At 28.5% G+C, this 20,700-nt stretch carries 12 protein-coding genes; 3 read left to right on the top strand and 9 right to left on the bottom strand.

The features are described from left to right. Positions 1 to 112 precede the first annotated feature (112 nt). The 3 genes from I0K12_RS16670 to I0K12_RS16660 all read left to right on the top strand — a co-directional run bounded on the left by I0K12_RS16670 (position 113) and on the right by I0K12_RS16660 (position 4,045). Entirely contained in the window at positions 113 to 1,486 is a 1,374-nt protein-coding gene (locus I0K12_RS16670) for a sigma-54-dependent transcriptional regulator (protein WP_196889274.1), read from the top strand. A 124-nt stretch (positions 1,487 to 1,610) separates the two neighbouring features. Further along, a complete protein-coding gene (locus tag I0K12_RS16665) occupies positions 1,611 to 2,930 on the top strand; it encodes a sensor histidine kinase (RefSeq protein WP_196889273.1) in 1,320 nt (439 codons plus the stop codon). A gap of 65 nt (positions 2,931 to 2,995) precedes the next feature. After that, entirely contained in the window at positions 2,996 to 4,045 is a 1,050-nt protein-coding gene (locus tag I0K12_RS16660; protein ID WP_196889272.1) for a hypothetical protein, read from the top strand. A 155-nt stretch (positions 4,046 to 4,200) separates the two neighbouring features. On the opposite strand, the gene I0K12_RS16655 is transcribed toward I0K12_RS16660, so the two are convergent. From I0K12_RS16655 to I0K12_RS16615, 9 genes are all read right to left on the bottom strand, one after another. Then, the gene (locus I0K12_RS16655; RefSeq protein ID WP_196889271.1) at positions 4,201 to 9,804 is read right to left on the bottom strand and encodes a T9SS type A sorting domain-containing protein; all 5,604 of its coding nucleotides are present in this window, start codon (positions 9,802 to 9,804) and stop codon (positions 4,201 to 4,203) included. Positions 9,805 to 10,023: 219 nt separating this feature from the next. Then, a complete protein-coding gene (locus I0K12_RS16650) occupies positions 10,024 to 14,538 on the bottom strand; it encodes a T9SS type A sorting domain-containing protein (RefSeq protein ID WP_196889270.1) in 4,515 nt (1,504 codons plus the stop codon). 245 nt (positions 14,539 to 14,783) lie between these two features. Further along, on the bottom strand, positions 14,784 to 15,152 hold the full coding sequence (locus I0K12_RS16645) for a DUF2200 domain-containing protein (RefSeq protein WP_196889269.1): 369 nt from the start codon (positions 15,150 to 15,152) through the stop codon (positions 14,784 to 14,786). A 17-nt stretch (positions 15,153 to 15,169) separates the two neighbouring features. Beyond that, positions 15,170 to 15,925 carry a hypothetical protein gene (locus I0K12_RS16640; RefSeq protein WP_196889268.1) on the bottom strand — a complete coding sequence of 252 codons (756 nt, stop codon included), beginning with the start codon at positions 15,923 to 15,925 and terminating at the stop codon, positions 15,170 to 15,172. 417 nt (positions 15,926 to 16,342) lie between these two features. Further along, complete coding sequence (gene rimO / locus I0K12_RS16635; protein WP_196889267.1) at positions 16,343 to 17,656, bottom strand: 30S ribosomal protein S12 methylthiotransferase RimO; 1,314 nt, start codon at positions 17,654 to 17,656, stop codon at positions 16,343 to 16,345. A gap of 214 nt (positions 17,657 to 17,870) precedes the next feature. Further along, positions 17,871 to 18,599: a diphthine--ammonia ligase gene (locus tag I0K12_RS16630; protein WP_196889266.1), complete on the bottom strand. Its 729-nt coding sequence runs from the start codon at positions 18,597 to 18,599 to the stop codon at positions 17,871 to 17,873. 104 nt (positions 18,600 to 18,703) lie between these two features. Then, on the bottom strand, positions 18,704 to 19,561 hold the full coding sequence (locus I0K12_RS16625; RefSeq protein ID WP_196889265.1) for a TraB/GumN family protein: 858 nt from the start codon (positions 19,559 to 19,561) through the stop codon (positions 18,704 to 18,706). Then, positions 19,558 to 20,175: a hypothetical protein gene (locus tag I0K12_RS16620; RefSeq protein ID WP_196889264.1), complete on the bottom strand. Its 618-nt coding sequence runs from the start codon at positions 20,173 to 20,175 to the stop codon at positions 19,558 to 19,560. The genes I0K12_RS16625 and I0K12_RS16620 overlap by 4 nt, the downstream gene beginning before the upstream one ends. Positions 20,176 to 20,179: 4 nt before the next feature. Then, the gene (locus I0K12_RS16615) at positions 20,180 to 20,674 is read right to left on the bottom strand and encodes an RNA polymerase sigma factor (protein WP_196889263.1); all 495 of its coding nucleotides are present in this window, start codon (positions 20,672 to 20,674) and stop codon (positions 20,180 to 20,182) included. Positions 20,675 to 20,700: the final 26 nt, after the last annotated feature.

Below are 20,700 nucleotides of genomic sequence, written 5' to 3'. Positions count from 1 at the left end.
ATAAATTTAAAAACCCTTGTTTTATAAGGGTTTAGGGGTTTTGATTAAAAATCTACTGTTCAAAAACGAACACTTTTTTGTTCGTTTTCATACATTCTTGTAACATTGTCTTATGAGAAAAAAAGAAACAACCATTCTGATTGTTGATGACGATGATGATATTTTGTTTTCAGCAAAAATTAGTTTAAGAAAAAACTTTTCAAATATTCTTACAACAAATAATCCGAAGAAAATTATTCATCTTTTGAATGAAAATACAATTGATGTGGTTTTGATGGATATGAATTACAGAAGAGGTTTTGAAGATGGAAAAGAGGGAATGTATTGGTTGAAAGAAGTGAAAAAAACAAGTCCAGAAACGACTGTTTTGTTGATGACAGCTTTTGGAAGCATCAATTTGGCTGTAGAAGCAATCAAAGAAGGAGCTACAGATTTTATTTTGAAACCATGGAATCAAGAAAAACTTTATAGTATTGTAAATGCTGGAGTTGATTTGGCAAGGTCCAAAAGAAAAAATGTACAGTTGACCACGATTCAAGAACAAAAAGATCAAGAGTTTCAGCAAAAAACAGAGTTGATTTTAGGAAAATCAGCTTCTATGAAAAATGCAATGAAACTTTTACAAAAAGCTGCACCAACGGATGCAAATATTTTGATTCTTGGAGAAAATGGAACAGGAAAATATGTTTTTGCAAAAGAAATTCATTTAAATAGTGAGCGAAAAGAACAGCCTTTTATTCATGTAGATCTAGGAGCTTTGAATGAAAACCTTTTTGAAAGTGAACTTTTTGGTTATGTGAAAGGAGCTTTTACAAATGCGCATAAAGACACTATTGGAAGATTTGAATTGGCAAAAGGAGGAACTATATTTTTAGATGAAATTGGTAATTTGCCATTGCATCTTCAATCTAAATTATTGACAGTACTTCAAAATCGAAAAATTACGAGACTTGGAGAAGGTATTGAAAGACCAATTGATGTTCGTGTGATTTGTGCTACAAATGCAAATATTTATAAAATGGTTTCTGAAAATACGTTTCGTCAAGATTTACTTTTTAGAATAAATACCATAGAAATAAATCTTCCTACTTTAAAAGAGCGAAAGGAAGATATTATGGTTTTGGGGTATCATTTCTTTCAAAAAAATGTAAAAAAGTATAAAAAGAATTTTACTAGAATTTCAGAAAAAGCAGAGAATGCATTGATTTCTTATACTTGGCCAGGAAATATTCGTGAGTTGGAGCATATTATGGAGCGTGCTGTGATTATTGCTGATGGAGAAGAAATTGAAGTAGAAGATTTACAGTTTTCAAAATCAAATCAAGTGATTTCAACAAATCAAGAGAATTTGAATTTAGCACAAACTGAAAAACAATTGATTTCTATCGCAATTCAAAAACATCAAGGAAATATTAGTAAAGCAGCAAAAGAATTAGGTTTGACAAGAGCTGCACTTTATAGAAGAATGGAGAAATATGATTTGTAGGTTTTCGTACAAATTTTTAAAGAGTAACAATTTCCCATCTTGGAGGGGTTAGGGGTGTGTTATTCATTAAAAATAGAATTTATACATGATAATTTTTAATGTTTCAACTAAATTAAATGCAAGAATGAAACAATTTTACATAAAAGGAATTTTACAATTATTAATCATAGTTTTTTTAAGTATTGTTTTACAGATTACTTTTCAGAAAGATTATATTTTTTCTTCTGTTGCAGTAGGATTATTATTGATTTTTGTCGGAATTCAATTTTTAAACTGGATTCGAGGTTCAATTTTTGAAATAGAAAAAGTAATAGACTGTATGTTGGTAGATGATTTTTCAGCTTCAATTTCAGATAAAAAACAAAAACAACCAGTTTTTAAAAAACTACAAAAACAGCTAGAAAAGAATAAGAGAAACCTTTTGCTTCAAGATGTAGAACAGGAAGTTTTTCAAAATATTCTGGAAAATTCTACAACAGGAATGTTGATTTTACGAAGAAAAAAAGGACAAGAAATCGAAGTTTTTCAGATAAATAATGCTTTTACGGAGTTTCTAAATATTCCAAAACATTTTCATTGGAAATTATTACAACCAAAAATTCAACCGATTTTAGATACGATTGATATTGAAAATTGGAAAGAATGGAAAAAAGTAGTTACGATTAATTCACATGAAAATACTGAAGCTTTTCATTTAAAAACGAATGTGACCAAAACACTAGAATATGAATATTTGGTGATTTCATTAGAAACTTTACAACAAGTTATTGATAAAAAAGAAAAAGAATCTTGGTATAAATTAATGCAAGTAATGTCGCATGAAATTATCAATACAATTACACCAATTCATAGTTTGGCAGAAAATCTTGGGGATTTGGTTGAAGAAGATACGCCAGAAAATAAAGAAGAATTGCAGTATGGACTTCGAATTATTAAGAAAAGATCTGAATATTTATCTGAATTTATTGATTCTTATCGTGTTATCACAGAGTTGCCAAATCCTGAAAAAGAATATTGTTCTTTAAAAGAATTGACAGAGGAGAGCATACATTTATTTCAGAAATCGCATCCAAAAATGGAGTTTTCTTTGAATGTTGAAGAAAAAATAGATGATGTAGTTTTGATTGATAAAAAGCAAATAGAACAGGTTTTAATCAATCTTTTTACAAATTCGGTTTATGCAACAGCGCAAAAAGAGCAAGCTGAAATTAAAATTGAATTAAGAAAGAAAAGACAAAATTTACAATTGTTGATTTCGGATAATGGAATTGGGATTTCGAAAGATATTCGAGATAAAATATTTGTACCATATTTCACCACAAGAGAAAAAGGAGCTGGAATTGGATTGACTTTATCGAAAAATATTATGGAAGCAAATCAAGGTTATATTCATCTTTTAGACCAAGAAAAAGGAACAACTTTTATGTTGAGTTTTTTGAAGTAGAAAAACTTTGATATTAAATTGTAAAAAAATACTTTTGAGAGAAATTAAATTCCACCGAAAACCTGATGAATAATAATCAAATTATAGAAAAAGCGATTCAAAATTTAAAGCTGAAAATTCAAAATTTAGACATTCAAAACTTAGATATTTCTGATTATAATAAGAAGTATTTGTCTAAGTATAAAAATGAGTTTGATTTTTATATGTTTTCGTACCGACAATTGCTACAAAAAGTGCTTTCGGGTCTTAATAAATCTATTGATGAAACAGTTTTTGTAGATTATGGAGGAGGTTGTGGAATGTTGTCTTATTTAGCAAAAGAAATTGGTTTTAAAGAAGTTGTTTATAATGATATTTACGATGTTTCTGTTGCAGATGTTAGAGTAATTTCACATAAAATAGATTTGCCTTTAACGAGTTATATTCATGGAGATATTGATGCTTTTTTGAAAGGAATAAATGCTGAAAATATCAAACCAAATGTGATTTGTTCTTTTGACGTTTTAGAACATATTTATGATGTTTTTGAGTGGATGGAAAAAATTGCAACTATTGATTCGGACTTCTTTATTTGCTCAATGACTAGTGCAAATCATATGAATCCTTTAACAAGAAAAAGACTATCTAAACTACATCATATTTCAGAATATGTTGGATTTGGAAAAGTAGAGGGACAAAAAGAAATGGATTTGAATACTTCTTATTTAGCAGAAAGAAAACGTATTATTTCTAAAAAATATCCTGAGATTTCAGAGCAGAACTTAGAAACTTTAGCAAAAGAAACAAGAGGATTGTATGAGCCATTAATTTATGATGTTGTAGAAAAATATTTGAAAACAAATCAGATTGATTATAAAATGGAACACCCGACGAATACTTGTGACCCTTACACAGGAAATTGGACCGAAAACATGATTGATTTGAAAAAGTTCACTTCTTTTATTGAAAAAGATTTAGGATACGAAGTTCGATTGACCAATTCTAAATATGGGTTTTCAACAAATGCAATCTTAAATATTCCAAAGAAGATAATCAATACAATGATTCAAATGTCAGGAAAAGAAGGTTTGACTTTTTCTCCAACTTATACTTTAGAAGTTTACCCTAAAAAATAAAAGAAAACACATCTAATTACAGATGTGTTTTTTGTTTATATAAATTTTTACAATTTTTTAAATTAAAGGTTGTCTAGTTCCCCTCTTGAGAGGGGCTAGGGGTGTGTTTTAAATTAAACTAAATTCTCTCAGACGATTAAATGTGATAATACTTCTTATCTCAAGATAATTTTTTTACTGTAAGTTCTCATTTTATCATTAATATTTAAAATATAAATTCCTTTAGAAAAACTAGATAAATCGATTTTATTTTCAAAATTTTGCTTTCTGAAATAAATGATTCTCCCACGCACATCTGTGATTGAAATAGATGAAATATCTTGTTCGTATTCTAAATAAATAATTCCAGTAGTCGGATTTGGGTAAAAATGAATAGGAATTGTTTCATTGTTTTTTGAAACTGAAAGAATATCATCTTTTACATGAACCATAATTGTACATTCTGCTGAATTTCCATAAAAATCAGTCGCTCGCATTTGTACAGGATGTGAGCCAATTGCAAGTTCTGTTCCTACTTCTGGTGTTTGTTCCATGGTATAATTTCCGTCACAAACATTATCTAAACTTACTTCAGAACTCAAATCTCCGAGCGAATGCGTTGTGTCTGTTCCTTCCAATTCATGATTCATTTCTTGCGTAAAATCTTGAATTGTTGGTCCTGAACTATCGTGGAGCGCAACTAAGAATGAACAAGAAATTACATTGTTCTGAGAATCAGTAAGGGCAATTGTAACTTCAGTATTTGTGAAGATTTCTGTACCAACTGCAGGGGATTGTGTAAAAGAAAATGTTGTATGACAATTATCTTGAATAAGATACGGATAACTTACATAATTAGGTAAAATATAAGAACATTCATTGTCTAAATCAACCACTTGATCTGGAATGCAGGAAATAATCTCAGAATTTGTATTACTATCTAAAAATATGTTTTGATTTGCAGTTGAAATATTATTGTTTTCATCTTTAAAAATCCACGTAAATTCATTGTTTCCAGTTTGAATATTTTCAAAATCAAAATTAGTATATCCCTCAATTTGCCCACTACAAGTATCCGTTGCAGTCGGCTTCGGGATTTCATCTAGAGTTGTTCCACAAGTAATTGTATAAGTTTCTAAAGATACTGGTGGAGTAGGAGGAATTGTATCATTAATGTTTACAAATTGAATTCTTGATGTAGTAGTTCCATCTTCATTTAGAAAATCCCAAATAATTTGATAAGAACCATTTGTTGTGAAGTTTAAATTAGAATCTGTTGTTGCAGTTATTTCTCCAGTACATTCATCAGTTGCTGTAGGAATAGGAATATTTTCAGCAGAAATACTACAAGAAGAATTGATGGTTTGTAAAATTGGATAATCTGTAGGAATTGTTTTTTCTATAATGATATCTTGTGTGATTTCAAACATTTCACCGTCATTTCCTTCAAAATTCCAAACAATTTCAAAAGTACCTTGTTCTGTGAAATTTAGATCAGAAGTTGTAGTTCCTGTAAGTTCTCCAACACAATTAAAATCAATTGTTGGAACTGGGATATCTGCTTCTAAAAGTTGACATTCGGCAGTTAGTGGATCTAAAGTAGGTGTGTTTAGTGGGATAATTTTAAATTCAATAAAATTTCTACAAGAAACAGCACCAGAAACAGCATTGCTAATTGTATAATAATAAATATCTTCTGTAACCAAAGTTGTTTCGTCAATTGGAGTAGTACTTTCATAAGAATCGTAGAAAGTTATTGTTTCGTTTTCTTCGATTGGAATTGGTAAATGTTCAAAAGTTTCATCACCACAGATAACATAAAATCCTTTTAAAACTGTATCCGTAAATTCCGTTTCAGATTCTACACAATTAATATTTCCTGACGTATTACAGTTTTCTAAATTATCTTGAAAAGTGTAAGCAACATTTGCTATATCTAATAAATTGCAAATACTAGAGCAATCGTCTAAAGCAGGATTATTTGTAATTGACAGAATGTTTAATTCTAAAGTTTCAATTTGGTTTAAACCTTCTAAATTATCAAGAATAGTATTGTTATGAATATCAATTTCTTTTGCAGAAGTAAGCGAATTTAAACTTCTAATACATTCTAAATTATCATTATTTGCAATGTCAATTTTATTTACACTTGCTAAATTATCAAAACCTTGAAGTGTTTTTAAATTATCATTATTATCGATTTTTAAATAATAAATAGAATTTAAGTTTTCGAGTCCAGAAAAACTTTCTAGGTTAGGATTGGAAGTAACATGGAAGAAAATTGAACTACCTAAACTTGTCAGTTTATTTAAACCATAAAAAGATTTTAAGTTAGTGTTTTCAAAAATAGTCATGTTTTTAGCTTCTAGATGAAGTAGATTTTCTAAACCTTTAAAATTGTCTAGATTATCATTGTTTTTCCAAACAAAATTAAAATGAACCGTCAGATTTACAAGATTATCTAGACCTTCTAAATTTAGAAGAGAATTGTTGTTTTCTACTACAAAATCATTTACAGAAATAGTATCTAAAAAATCAAATCCTTCGAAATTTACTAATGCATCATTGTCTTTTATTTCAAAATAATTTTCGCTGATGATAGATTCTAAATTTGTAAATCCAGTAAAATCAGTAATGAGATCTAGGTTGACGATTTTAAATTCTCCGTAAATCTTCAGAATATTATCAAGTCCAGTGAAGTTTGGTAATTGCGGTAAGTTTTCAAAAAATAAACTTTTTAATTCTGTAATATTTTGTAGTGCCGAAATATCGGCTAAAGTATTTTCATTACGAATAAATAAATCATCTCCAATTTCTGCTAAATTTTCCAAACCTGCTAAATCTGTAAGATTGTTTTGACCTATTTTTAGACTATTTTTTATTTTGGTTAAAGAAGAAAGAGCGCTCAAAGTGTTTAATGAACTATTTTGTATTATGCTTAAATTTCCTTGTATTTCCGTGATGTTTGTTAAAGGGCTTAAATCTGAAATGTCACTATTTTCATCACCAATATAAACATTCACTTTCAAAGTTTCACAATTAGGATAATCCACTAAAAATTGATTTAAATCTGCTTGTGTTAGGAAAGTTAGATCATCTGTTGGGCAATCGGAATAATTACAATTATCTAAGATTGTTTCTTTTTCCATACAATTGGTTCCATTATTAGAAATATGAATAGAACTCAAAGTAATATTGCTATTTTCAACTAAAGTACAAACAGTAGAACAATCATCTAAATTATCGTTGCTTATAATTTGTAAGCCTTCGTGAATTGTCGTGAGGTTTTGCAGCACTTCAATTGAGTTTAGATTATCGTTGTTTTCTAGTGTTAGATTGTCAATACTTTCTAGGTTTTCTAATCCTGTAAGGTTGGTAAGATTGATATTAGAAGACAGATTTAAATCATCTAAAGAGCTAGTAAATTCTAAAAAGTTTAAAGAATTAATATTACTGTTTGTAATCGAAACATTGTCAACGATTCCATCCTCTAAACTTGCAATTGTTTCTAGATTTTGATTATTAATTAAAGTAATACTTTCTATATATTCAATGGAAGCAAAGGCGGATAAATCCGTAAGATTATCATTGTTTGTTACTAAAAATAAACCGTTGATATATTTTAAACTATAAATGTTTTCGGTAGAAGTAATGTTATCATTAGAATTTATTTGAAAAATATTTTCGATAGTTTCTAAGTTTTGAAGTCCGCTGAAAGAAGTCATTTCATTGTTGTATTGTAAGAAAAGACCATTAGCATATTTTAAACTTACCAACCCACTTAAATCTGGAATTGAAGTATTTTCTATTATAAGATTGTTTACAGATTCAATATTTGTAAAACCATCAATATTTGTAATATCAGCTCCATTAATCACCACACTTTGGAGTTCTGTACAATTCGGATATTTTACAGCAAAATTATCTATTTGTTCTTGGGTGATATAGTTTAAGTCAAAAGGCGGACATTCGGAAGGTGCACAGCTTTCTTGAATAAAAATAGAAGAACTACAATCAAGTGCATTGTCTGAAATATTTACAGATCCTTGAACGTATGCATTGTCAATATAAGTACAAACAACTCCACATTCATTTAAAATTGCATTTGTTTGAATATTTAAATCTCCAGTAATATTTAAAATATTTTCTAAGCCAGAAATATCAGTAAGAGTTTCATTGTTTCGAATTGTTAATGCTTGACCTACGTTATTTATATTAACCAAAGGATCTAAATTTTCTAAATCAGGATTATATTGAATAGTTAAATATCCATTTACTGAAGTAAGATTGCTAAAAGCACTTAAATCATAAATGTCAGTTGGTGTGTAATCTCCATATTCATTTGGTTGTGCGCCAATAAAAAGATTGACATTAACTTCTGTACAATTTGGAAATTTGATTTTGAATAAATCTACCTCAGCTTGTGAAGTAAACATCAGATTATCTGTCGGACATTCAGGAGCGTCGCAGATTCCTTTTACTTCTTCTCTAGAATTACAACCAACAATGTTATTTGTGATATAAACTTGTTCTAAATATTCGGCATATTGTTCATCTAAAATATGACAAATCGAAGTACAATCGTTTAAGATTTCATTATTTTGAATTGTTATTTTTCCAGCACCAAGATTTTCTAGTCCAGAAAGCGAAGCTAAAAGTGGATTATCATGAATATCTAATCCGTTTCCTACATTTCCAAGATTACTCAAATGTTCTACATTGGTCAGATTTATATTGTTTGCAATTTCAAAAGAAAGTGCCACAGAATTTAAATTGTCTAGACCTTCAAAAGATGTAATTTGAGGGCAATTGGATATTAAAGCCCAATCTCCAATGTAGGTCACATTGTTTAAACCATTAAAAGATTCAAGAGATGGACAATTATTAATACTTAGATTTCCATTTACTCCGTTGAGGTTTTCCAAACCAGAGAAATCTACTAAAGATAAATTGTCATTTAATAAAATATGTCCTTGAATAGCTGTTACATTTTGCAAAGCTTCTAAGGAAGTAAGCGCAGAATTACCGGTACAAGCAAAACTGAAATAGATAATTGTTAAACCTTCTAGACCTGAAAGAGTTGTTAAAGATTCGTTGTTATTAATGTTTAAATTTATAATATCAAAAATTCCGTTTTCCATTCCTTGTAAATTAACCAAAGATTGGTTGTTGTTGATATATACATCATTTTTTAAATGAAAAGAACCGAGACCTTCGAAATTAACCAAAGAATTATTTCCTTCAACATGAAAATCATGTTCCACTGTATGCACATTTAAACCCTGAAAATTTAATAAAGAACCATTGTCTTGAATTTTTAAATCATGATGAACAGTATCAATATTAATTCCTTCTAGATTTAAAAGAGAATTATTATCTACAATTGCCAAATCAGAAGCAAGACTGGTTACATTTTCAATCCCATGAAGATTTAAAAGCGAATCATTGTTTTTAATGATAAGTCCATTTCCAATGGAAGTAAGATTTTCTAATCCTTCTAGAGAAATTAAACTAATATTATTTACCACATAAAGTGAACCTGAAATAGTTTCAATATTCTGCATTCCGTTTAAATCAAAAATATAAGAAGTAACATTGTGTTGATCCCCTATAATCAAATCACCATTTATCTCTGTGCAATTAGGATATTCAATGATAAATTGATCTAACTCATCTTGTGTTGTCAGAGAAATATTTCCATTTGGCGGACATTGCGAAAATGAAGTTTGAATAAGAAAAACCAAGAAAAATAAAATAGAGTAAAAAGTAGTTTTATTCATGATAAAAGATTTAAAAACTATCTATATTTTGATACAATATACTTGCATAAAGAAAAAATCTCTTATGCTTTACTCTAAGTTAAAAATCATTTATACTAGGTTTTATTAATGTTTTGTGAAATCGATTTAATGAATGTTAAACATTTGTAACGCTATGAAATAAAAAAACGCCTCACAGAAATTGTGAGACGTTTAAAAAGTGTGAGGACTTTTGTGAAATTATTTCAATATTAATTTTTGAGTTGTTGAATTATTTTCGTTTTGAATAGTGATGTAATAAACTCCTCTATCAAACGAAGAAAGATCAAACTCTTTAGAAATTTTATTTCTTTTCTTGAAAACTATTTTACCAGTAGCATCCGTTACATAAAGTGCTGAAATTTCTGTTTTTGTTTCCATAAAGAATTTACCAGTCGAAGGATTTGGATAAATAGATATTGATTTTAAATTCTCTTCACTAATATTTAAATCATCTGTTACTTTTATTAAAAATTCACAAGAATCTGTATTTCCATATACATCTTCGATTTCTAAAGTAATAGTGTGTTCTCCGATTTCTAATTCTGTTCCAGATTCTGGTGTTTGTGTGAAAGTAACTTCCTCACATGCATAAGAAACAGGGATGTCTGTTGTAAAGTCGATTAAAGTATAAAGTTCATCTTCATCTACTAAAACTGTTTGTGTTTCTGGACATTCGAAAGATGGAGCAACTGTATCAATAACTTCTAACATAAATGAACATTCTGATACATTATTATTGATATCTGTAAAAGTTAAAACGATTTCAATACTTTCAGAAATGATAGTTCCTGGCTCTAAACTTTGTGTGATTGTAATTTCATCTGAACAATTATCTGTTAATCCAAAATCAAATTCTGTGTAATCCAAAATAGGATATTCACAACCAGAACCCATTTCAATGATTACATTTTCATGACAAGTTTCAAATGTTGGAGCTTCCGTATCTTCAATAGTTACAACCTGAATTACTTCAATTTCATTATCATTTCCATCATTAAAAATCCAAACAATCTCGAAAGTTCCTTGCTCTGTAAAGTTTAAATCAGATTCTGTAGTAGCAGTAATTTCTCCCGAACAGTTATCTGTAGTTGTAGGAACTGTAATATCAGTTTCTAATAATTCACATTGTGCAGTTAGATTTTCTAAAACAATTGTTTCAGGACCTGTAGTATCTTCAATGATTACAGTTTGAGTTACGTTTATATCATTCCCAACAGCATCTACGAAATTCCAAACAATTTCAAATTCTCCTTGCTCTGTAAAGTTTAAGTTAGATTCAGTAGTTGCCGTGATTTCTCCAGCACAATTATCCGTAGTTGTAGGAATGGTAATATCAGCTTCTAATAATTCACATTGTGAAGATATATCTTCTAAAACAATTGTTTCAGGATCTGTAGTATCTTCAATGATTACGGTTTGTGTTACGTTTATATCATTTCCAACAGCATCTACAAAATTCCAAATTATTTCAAATTCTCCTTGTTCTGTGAAGTTTAAATCAGCTTCTGTTGTAGCAGTGATTTCTCCCGAACAATTATCCGTTGTTGTAGGAACTGTAATATCAGCTTCTAATAATTCACATTGTGAAGATATATCTTCTAAAACAATTGTTTCAGGATCTGTTGTGTCTTCAATAATTACGGTTTGCGAAACATTGATATCGTTTCCATTTCCATCATTAAAATTCCAAATGATAGTAAATTCTCCCTGTTCTGTAAAGTTCAAGTTTGATTCAGTAGTCGCTGTAATTTCTCCCGAACAGTTATCTGTAGTTGTAGGAACTGTAATATCAGCTTCTAATAATTCACATTGTGAAGATATATCTTCTAAAACAATTGTTTCAGGGTTAATGATGTCTTCAACCTCTATTTCTATATAATTTCGACAAGAAATAGCTCCAGTAATAGTGTTGATTATCTCAACATAATATGCTCCTTCTGTTATTTCAGAATCTAATGCAATAGGAGTGGAACTATCATAAGAATCATAAAAACTGATAGTTTCATTTTCTGCTAAAATAACTAAATTTTCAAAAGTTGTATTCGGACAAATGTCATAAAAACCATTTATTTCAGTTTCTGTATAAGTAACTTCATTATCTGAGCAGTTTTCTTCTATTTCTGATGTAGAACTACAATCTTCAATATTATCTTGAATATAATGATAAACATTAGGTAAGTTTAACAAATGACAAATAGCACTACATTCTGAAAGAGTTTCATTGTCATAAATATATAAGTTTTCAACTGTAACATTTTGTAATCCTTCTAAAGATTGAAGAGAATTGTTTGAGTCAATATATAGATCGGTTACGCTAATTAAGTTTTTTAAATCTTTAATACAATCTAAGTTGTTATTGCTAGTAACTGTTAAATAATTAGCCTGTTGAAGATTATCTAGCCCTTTTAATGTTTTTAAATTTTCATTATAACTAATATATAATTCATCAATAACAATAAGATTATTAAAACCATATAAACTTTCAAGATTCTGATTTTCATAAATGTTAATTGCAGCATTTTCCTCAAAAGAAGTTATATTTTCGAATCCTTTAAATGATTTTAGATTTGGATTATTATAGATATAAAAATCGTCAATAATCATTGTTGTAAGATTTTCGAATCCTTCAAAATTGATTAAATTTTCATTTTCATAAATTTCAAAATAATCGTTACTAATAAACGTCTCAATATTGTCTAACCCAATGAAGTTTTGTAATGAATGATTGTTATAAATTTCAATATAATTAGATTCAAGATACTTTAAGTTTTCAAGACCTTCAAAATTAATAAGACTTTCATTTTCATAAATTTCTAAATCATCACCAGCTTTAATGGTTTCTAAGTTGTTTAATCCTTGAAAATTTATTAATGATGTATTATATTCTATATTAAAATCATCATCAATTTTGATGGTTTCTAGACTGTTTAATCCTTGGAAATTTATAAGGTTTTCACATTCACTAATATAAAAATATTCACCATATTCAACTTTAGTAAGACTATTAAATCCTTCCATATTTGTTACTTGACTAGTTTTCCAAATGACAAAATTTCCATTTACCTCTTCAAGATTATGAAAACCATTGAAATTTATAAGACTCTCTAAATTATTAATCTCTAAATCTCCAATTATCTTCTTAATATTTGAAAAAGCCTCAAGATTCGTAATATCCGAGCTCTCATCATAACTTCCTATTTCAATATCAACTTTTAAAGTTTCACAATTAGGATATTGAATTGCAAAATTGTCTATTTCTTCCTGTGTTAGAAAAGTCATATCCTCTTTTGGACAATCAGAATAGTCACAGTTTTCCAATATTTCATCAATATCCATGCATTCTGATCCGTTATTGTTTAAATAAATACTAGAAATAGTTATTTCAGTATTTTGAATGATTGAACAGATTGCATCACAATCTTCCAAAGAAGGATTGTTTGAGATATTTATATTATTATATATTTTTTCTAGATTAGAGATGCTTTCTATGTTAGATAGATTTTCATTTTCCAATATATTAACTTCAGCTATTTCCTTTAAATTTTCTAGACCATTTAGGTTAATTAAATTCGGATTGTTTTCTAGACTTAACCGTTCAAGATCTTCAAGATTTGTAAGGAAATCTAGAGAAGTGAAATTACAATTGTAAATTGAAAGTCTATTTGTTAAGTCATTCTGGAGGTTAATTATAGAATTTAAGTTAGGATTGTCATAAAGATTAAATAAATTAAATTTGTTTTGAAGATTATTATTTATTTCAATCGATTCTAAAAGATCATTATATCCAACTCGAAAACTTTCTGTTATAGTTTCAAGACTTGAAGGTAGAACTAAATTTGTTAGATTAGAGTTGTAACTGAAGGTTAAAGTGTTTACTTTTTTTAAAGAATTCAATCCATCTGTTGAAGTAAGATTATTGTTGTCATTTATATAAAAAGTATATCCAATTTCTTCAAGACTATTTAATCCTTCAAAATTGCTAATATTATCATTTTTTTCGACATAAAAAGACGCAGTAGCATTTTTTAAATTATGTAATCCATTAAAATTTGTAATACTAGTATTTTCTATATAAAAATAATGATTCACTTTGACAATGTTTGAAAAAGCTTCTAAATTCTGAATTTCTTCACCTTCAAGTTTTACTTGTTTATTTAATTCAGTACAATTTGGATATTTTTCAAGAAAACTATCTACTTGTTCTTGTGTTTCGTAGTATAAAGAGAAAGGAGGGCATTCTGACGGATTACAGTTTTCTTCAATAATTTCTTGGCTTTTACAGTTGAAAGAGTTACTGTAAATATTTTTAGTCCCCTGTATAACATCAGCGCCATCAAATGTACAAATAATAGAGCAATCATCTAAATTAAAGTTTTTGTATATAGAAAGATCACCTGTGATATTTGTAATTCCTTGTAATGCTTCGATAGATTCTAATCCAGAATTAGATCTGATAATTAAACTACCATGTACTTCAGTTATATTTAATAGACCTGAAATATCTGTAATGTCTGATGTACCATAATATTGGGTGTGACCAATGAAAAGGTTTCCTTCAATAATATTACAATCACCATAATTAGAAATATAAGTGTTCACATCTTCTTGGGTGAAAAGTGTAACATCAGAAGTTGGACATTGTGCAAAAAATATTTGGGAGACAAATCCAAATAATAAAAACAATTTAATTTTTAATAGAGTAATTTTTTTCATAAACTTTCCAATTAGTAAATTTTATGCAAATGTATGTTTTTGTGTGAATTAACAAATTATTTAAAGCTAAAATTGTGTTTTTCATATCAAAAACACTCAATCAACACTCAAAATTATTGAAATTATAATAACCGAAATAAGAAAAGTCGCTTCAATTTCTCGAAGCGACTTTCATAAAATTATTTTATTGAAATGATAATATTTAAAAAGTTTATTATCTCTTAATTTGAAAAGAAGGTTTTATTTTAGTCCCTCAATATCTTCTCCATTTTCCTCCCTTTTGCAAGTTCATCAACCAATTTATCAAGATATCGACATTGTCTATAAATTTCAAATTCATCCTCAATTTCTTCAATACGATATCCACAAATAACACCTTTAATTAAATGTGCATTCGAATTCAAATTAGCTTTTTCAAAAAAGGTTCTAAAAGTTACGTTTTCATCTATAAGTTCCTGTAGTTTTTTAGTATCAAAACCAGTTAACCATTCAATGACCTGATGAAGTTCTTCAATCGTTCTACCTTTTTTCTCAATTTTACTCACATAATGCGGATAAATAGAAGCAAAAGTCATATTTGCAACTTGTTCATTCTTTTTGGCTGTAACTTTCATTATTTATTTTTTAAATTTTAAAAAGCAGTATCAACTTTCTTAGCATCTAAATTAACCATAATTTTAGCAATAACAATATTCAGTAAAGTTGCCACTAGAGATGTAATAAAGGAACCTGCTATGAAATAAACAATCTGCATAAAATTAAAATTACTCCAAATCAACCTATAAACAACACTATAAAGAACAAAAAGAATAAAAATAGAGAAAGTGTAAAACATAATCTTTTTAATTTTTGAAACAGATTTATCCTCAAGCAAAATTGTTTTACTGAAAGAGAAAGCTGTGCTTATAAATATAAAACTAGCCAAAAATAAAGGTTTAGTGTAGAAAAGTTCCCAAATAGCATCTCCAGCACTCATTTCCATCTGAAATGTAGCAATAGAAAAATAAGTCGAAATCAAAAAATTAAAAGGCAAAGTTGTACTTATCAAAAATAAAATAACACCTGAAATCAACATTATCAAACAAGTCAAATAATAAAAACGAGATCTTTGTTTAATCAATATTTCATTTTCTTCATACCCATCATGATGAGGTTCCAAAACATATGGTTTAATATCCGAAAAAAGTAAAGTACCAGTTATAGGGAATATCCCTAAACTAATTTCAGTTTCACCAACAGTTTTCCGAAATAATTTATAACTCGTAGAATTCTTGACTTCACCAATTTTTCGGCCTTTTCTATAAGCCTGAATCCATGTTAGTAAATTTGAAAGAAAAATAGTAAAACCACTAATAATCCCAATAGTAAAAGCCGTATTTATAATCATTTGAAATGTTTTTATAGAATTTTTTAATTGAAAGCTAATTTTTTTAATCAATTTCAAATATAATTGAAGAATTTATTTTCACAATTTATTTCTGAAAAAAAATTCTAGAAATAAGATAGGAGAGGTAAGAAGAGGTTTTAAATAGCATTTGGGCGAAACCATTTTTCTTCGTTTCCAAAAAACGCAGAAAAGGTCGGGCTTTCCATTCCAAGTTTCCTTTTTCAAAAAAGGTATTTCTAGGAAATACGTGGGCTTCTAAGGTCGCCTCCGTTTTCCAAGAACTACTAATTTTTTTCAAAAGAAAAGCTTTCCATTCCAATCCCTTTCGCACAAAAAAAAGACCTGATACGTTTGAAAACAAATCAGGCCTTACCATTCAAATTCTAATAAAATCTATTATAATACAGCTAACATATATTAATCAATAACCTTGCCATAAAGGTCAAAATCGCTAGCTTCTTCAATTAAAATATTAACAAATTTTCCAATCGGTACATAATATTTCGTTGCATCTACCACAACTTCATTATCTACATCCGGAGAATCGTGTTCTGTTCTACCAATGAAGTAGTTACCATCCTTACGATCGAAGATACATTTAAATACCTTTCCTACTTTTTCTTGGTTCAATTCAAAAGAAATCTGGCTCTGAATTTCCATAATTTCTTCTACTCTTTGTTGCTTTACTTCTTCAGGAACATCATCCTCTAAAGTTGCAGCATGTGTATTTTCTTCATGAGAATAAGCAAAAACTCCCAAACGCTCAAAACGCATTTCTCTTACCCATTCTTTTAATTCTTGATAATTTTCTTCCGTTTCTCCAGGGTACCCTACAATTAAAGTTGTACGAATCGCCATTTCTGGAACTTCTTTACGGAATTTATGAATCAACTTTGTAGTTTTCTCATGTGTAGTTCCTCTTCGCATAGATTTTAATACGCTATCCGAAATATGTTGTAAAGGAATATCTAAATAATTACAAACTTTTTCCTCATTTCGCATTACTTCTAAAACATCTTCTGGAAAACCAGTCGGGAATGCATAATGTAAACGAATCCACTCAATTCCTTCAACTTTTACCAATTCTTTTAATAAATCAGCCAAAGCTCTTTTCTTGTAAAGATCTAAACCATAATAAGTCAAATCCTGAGCGATAAGCATTAATTCTGTAATTCCTTTTTCAGCTAATTTCTGTGCTTCAATAACCAAATTCTCAATTGGTTGCGATTTGTGTTTTCCACGCATCAACGGAATTGCACAAAACGAACATGGTCTATCACATCCTTCAGCAATTTTCAAATAAGCATAATGTTTTGGAGTAGTAGTCAATCTTTCTCCAATTAATTCATGTTTATAATCTGCTTCTAAAACTTTTAAAAGTTGTGGTAATTCTTGCGTACCAAAATAAGAATCTACATCTGGAATTTCTTTTTCCAAATCTGGCTTATAACGCTCACTTAAACAACCAGTCACAAAAACTTTATCTACTTCACCTTGCTCTTTTTTTTGTGCATAATGTAAAATAGTATTGACAGATTCCTCTTTTGCTTTTCCGATGAATCCACAAGTATTAATTACTACAATATTTCCATCATCTTCGGCATCCTCATGAACAACTTCTTTTCCATTTGCTTTCAGTTGTCCCATTAATACTTCAGAATCATATAAGTTCTTAGAGCATCCTAAGGTTACTACATTAATCTTATTCTTCTTAGAAGATTTTGTTCTCATGTTTTCTGATTTTTAAGGCTGCAAATATACGATTTTATCTAAGTGGAAAAACGTTTCCATTTATAAAGCTTTTCTAAATAAGTTTAAAATATAACTATTTGAATGTTAATTTGTTTTAATGAAATTTTTATAGAATCTTTAGTTTTGCTGTTTTTGAATAAAATAAATTCTTTGGTTTAAAATTCTAAAGCGGGAAATTTTAAACCAAAAAAACTTAATTTGGAATCAAATCACAGTACCAAAATCCTGTATCCCAAGATTGTTGTTTGTCATCAGACTGAAAACAATTGTCATCTTCATCTACAGGTTTATAAGTTTTTAAAACTTTTTCTCCAATCTTAAAATCTACAGGTTTTTTAAAAATTGGTCCATCAAAAACAAAGGTGTGAAATTCGCCATTTTCTCCACAGATATCTACGTTTTCTGGTAAAGAATTTATGAATTCTTCATCGATAACTCTTCCAACAAAACTTTCATCCAGATAAGCCGCATTTACACAAACAGTAATTGCCTTAAAACCTAAATCTAATAATTGTTTTAAAACTTCTTTCGTGTCTTCTTTCCAGATTGGAAATACTGTTTTTAGACCAACTTTTTCAAGTTCTTTTTCTCTATAATTTTTTAAATCCTCTAAGAAAATATCTCCAAATCCAGTATATTCAAAACCTTGTTCTTTGAGTTCTGAAGTATTTTCTTGCATGATCTTATTATAAGATTCCATAGAAACATTCCCGCTAAGCTCGATAAGTTTATATGGAATTTCAATGTTTTCTAATTGTTTTTTCAAAAGTTCCACACGAAGTCCGTGCATAGAAACTCTTTCTGTGTCTTTGTTTACAGTGGTTAAAAGTAAATCAATTTGATATTCTTTATCTTGAAGAAGTTTGTAAAGTGCAAGTGCCGAATCCTTTCCAGAACTCCAATTAAAATATGTTTTTTTCATGTTTTTCTTAGTTAGAAAGCAAATGTAGAGATTTTAAAAACAGATAAAAAAAAACATCCAAACTTTAGAAATTTGAATGTTTTTAAAATATGTTTTAGAAAAAATTAATTCTCAGCTTCTACCTTATAACCAGCTTTTCTCAAAAGATTAACTACACCTTGATCTCCTGCTAAATGCGCAGCACCTACAGCAAAAAACGTCGGATTTTCTTTCATCATTTTTTCCATAACTGGTATCCAGTTTTGATTTCTTTTATCTAATAAAGCAGCAGCTGCTTCTTCATTAAAGCTTTCTTCTTCGTCCATTAATTTTAATAATTCTTCAATGTTTTCAGAATCATAAACCTCAATCATTTTTTCAAGATACGTTTTTATTTGTTCAGGATTATCTGCAAGTTCTACTAAAGATTTAGCTTGATCTTCTATGCTCATTTTATCAAAAGCATCCATTTGATCTTTTACAGATTCTAAACCAAATATTTGTTTTCCTTGAAATTTTTTCAAAATAGCAGTTTCATATCCCTCTGTACTTTTACAATCTAACATCTGTGTTGTGATAAAAGTTGAAACCAAAAGAGGTTTCATCGTTTGAAAAGTAGCGAAAGGCATTCCAACTTTTGCTCTGAAAATAGAATCAATTTTTGTAGTTTGTTCAGGAGTCAAATAATCATTTACTGTTTTTCCTGCTGGAAGAAATGAATATTGCATTACTTCTTGTTGAATTTTTGCAGGATTCGACATATCGATTTCTAAAGCAAGTTGGTTTGTGTTTTTCATTGCTTCCAAATCTTCTTTGTCAAAAGGAACTTCTCCACAATAAATATGAATTGTTCCGAATAAATAGGAAGGTTTTTCCAATCCATTTCCTGTGATTTTCCACAATGTAGAATTTTCTAATTTTCCTTGTGCAAAACCTAAATTAGCTATAAAGACAGCAACTATTAATAATAAAACTTTTCTCATTTTTCTATATTTATTAATTCATTTAAATTTTTCTTAAGCTTAATTAAATGCTTTTCATAAACTAAATAAATGTAGTATTTAACTGCGAAAAACATTAGGATTCCAAACCCGATAATTCCTAAAATGAAGTATAAAATATTTTCGGTGTCTGCAAACTCAAAATGAGAAAGATGCGTTTCTTCTTTGTAAAACCTAAAAATTAAACCAAGAAGAAGACCAAGAAAAACCATAAAATAACTCACGTTTTTATAGATTCGGATGTATTTTTCATACAAATCTTTGGTTTTAATAATGGTTTCCAAAAGTGTATTCGAAACAATAACTTTTTTGAATATCTTTCTAATTTTTATCATCAATCCAACATAAATTACAGCAACCATTCCGTAATTTATCCAGAAAAAGATTTCTCCATTTCCAGTTAATCTTAAAGGAATGAAAGGTAAACCAGCCATGAAAATTATATTGATAAAAGTTTCAATAATAATGTTTCTTCGAATTTTCGTGAAAATTGTCGTAGGTTTTTTGGACAAGAACTTCTCGATTTCGATTTTGTCTTGGTTCTCTATATGATGATCGGCATTTTGCCATGTATTTTTTAAATCTTCTAATTTCATGTTTTTAAACTCCAATAATTTTTTTCAACTTTTCTTTCGCTCGCATCATTTTTACTCTGGCATTTACGTATGAAATACCAAGAGTTTCTCCAATCTCTTTAAAACTTTTATCTTCCAAAAACAGAAGAATCAAAGCTTTATCAATGTCTGATAATTGTTGAATTGCTTTATAAATCAGTTCTAATTGTTCTTCTTCCGTAGAATCATATGGTTTATAAGCAACCTGAAAATTATATTCATCCATGCTAGAAGTATTTACTTGCCGACTTTTCTTTCGGTAAATACTAATAGCAGTGTTCAGAGCGACTCTGTACATCCAAGTTGTAAATTTTGCCTCACCACGAAACGATCCATAAGCTTGCCAAAGTTGAATTGTGATCTCTTGAAACAAGTCTTTATGCGAATCTTCATCCGAGGTATAAGCCCGGCAAATTTTATGAATTATATTTTGATTTTTATCTATTTTATCTAAAAAATCTTTCTCTAAATCTTTTTCCACACTCGATATAATTTTCAATTTATAAG

It is taken from the genome of Aureivirga sp. CE67 (assembly GCF_015767245.1).
GTDB lineage: Bacteria > Bacteroidota > Bacteroidia > Flavobacteriales > Flavobacteriaceae > Aureivirga.
This window is presented reverse-complemented; position numbering and strand designations above follow the sequence as displayed.

Bases quoted from the DNA above. Each gene is read 5' to 3' on its own strand.
- I0K12_RS16670 (WP_196889274.1), top strand. From the start codon at position 113: ATGAGAAAAAAAGAAACAACCATTCTGATTGTTGATGACGATGATGAT.
- I0K12_RS16665 (WP_196889273.1), top strand. From the start codon at position 1,611: ATGAAACAATTTTACATAAAAGGAATTTTACAATTATTAATCATAGTT.
- I0K12_RS16660 (WP_196889272.1), top strand. From the start codon at position 2,996: ATGAATAATAATCAAATTATAGAAAAAGCGATTCAAAATTTAAAGCTG.
- I0K12_RS16655 (WP_196889271.1), bottom strand. From the start codon at position 9,804: ATGAATAAAACTACTTTTTACTCTATTTTATTTTTCTTGGTTTTTCTT.
- I0K12_RS16650 (WP_196889270.1), bottom strand. From the start codon at position 14,538: ATGAAAAAAATTACTCTATTAAAAATTAAATTGTTTTTATTATTTGGA.
- I0K12_RS16645 (WP_196889269.1), bottom strand. From the start codon at position 15,152: ATGAAAGTTACAGCCAAAAAGAATGAACAAGTTGCAAATATGACTTTT.
- I0K12_RS16640 (WP_196889268.1), bottom strand. From the start codon at position 15,925: ATGATTATAAATACGGCTTTTACTATTGGGATTATTAGTGGTTTTACT.
- rimO (WP_196889267.1), bottom strand. From the start codon at position 17,656: ATGAGAACAAAATCTTCTAAGAAGAATAAGATTAATGTAGTAACCTTA.
- I0K12_RS16630 (WP_196889266.1), bottom strand. From the start codon at position 18,599: ATGAAAAAAACATATTTTAATTGGAGTTCTGGAAAGGATTCGGCACTT.
- I0K12_RS16625 (WP_196889265.1), bottom strand. From the start codon at position 19,561: ATGAGAAAAGTTTTATTATTAATAGTTGCTGTCTTTATAGCTAATTTA.
- I0K12_RS16620 (WP_196889264.1), bottom strand. From the start codon at position 20,175: ATGAAATTAGAAGATTTAAAAAATACATGGCAAAATGCCGATCATCAT.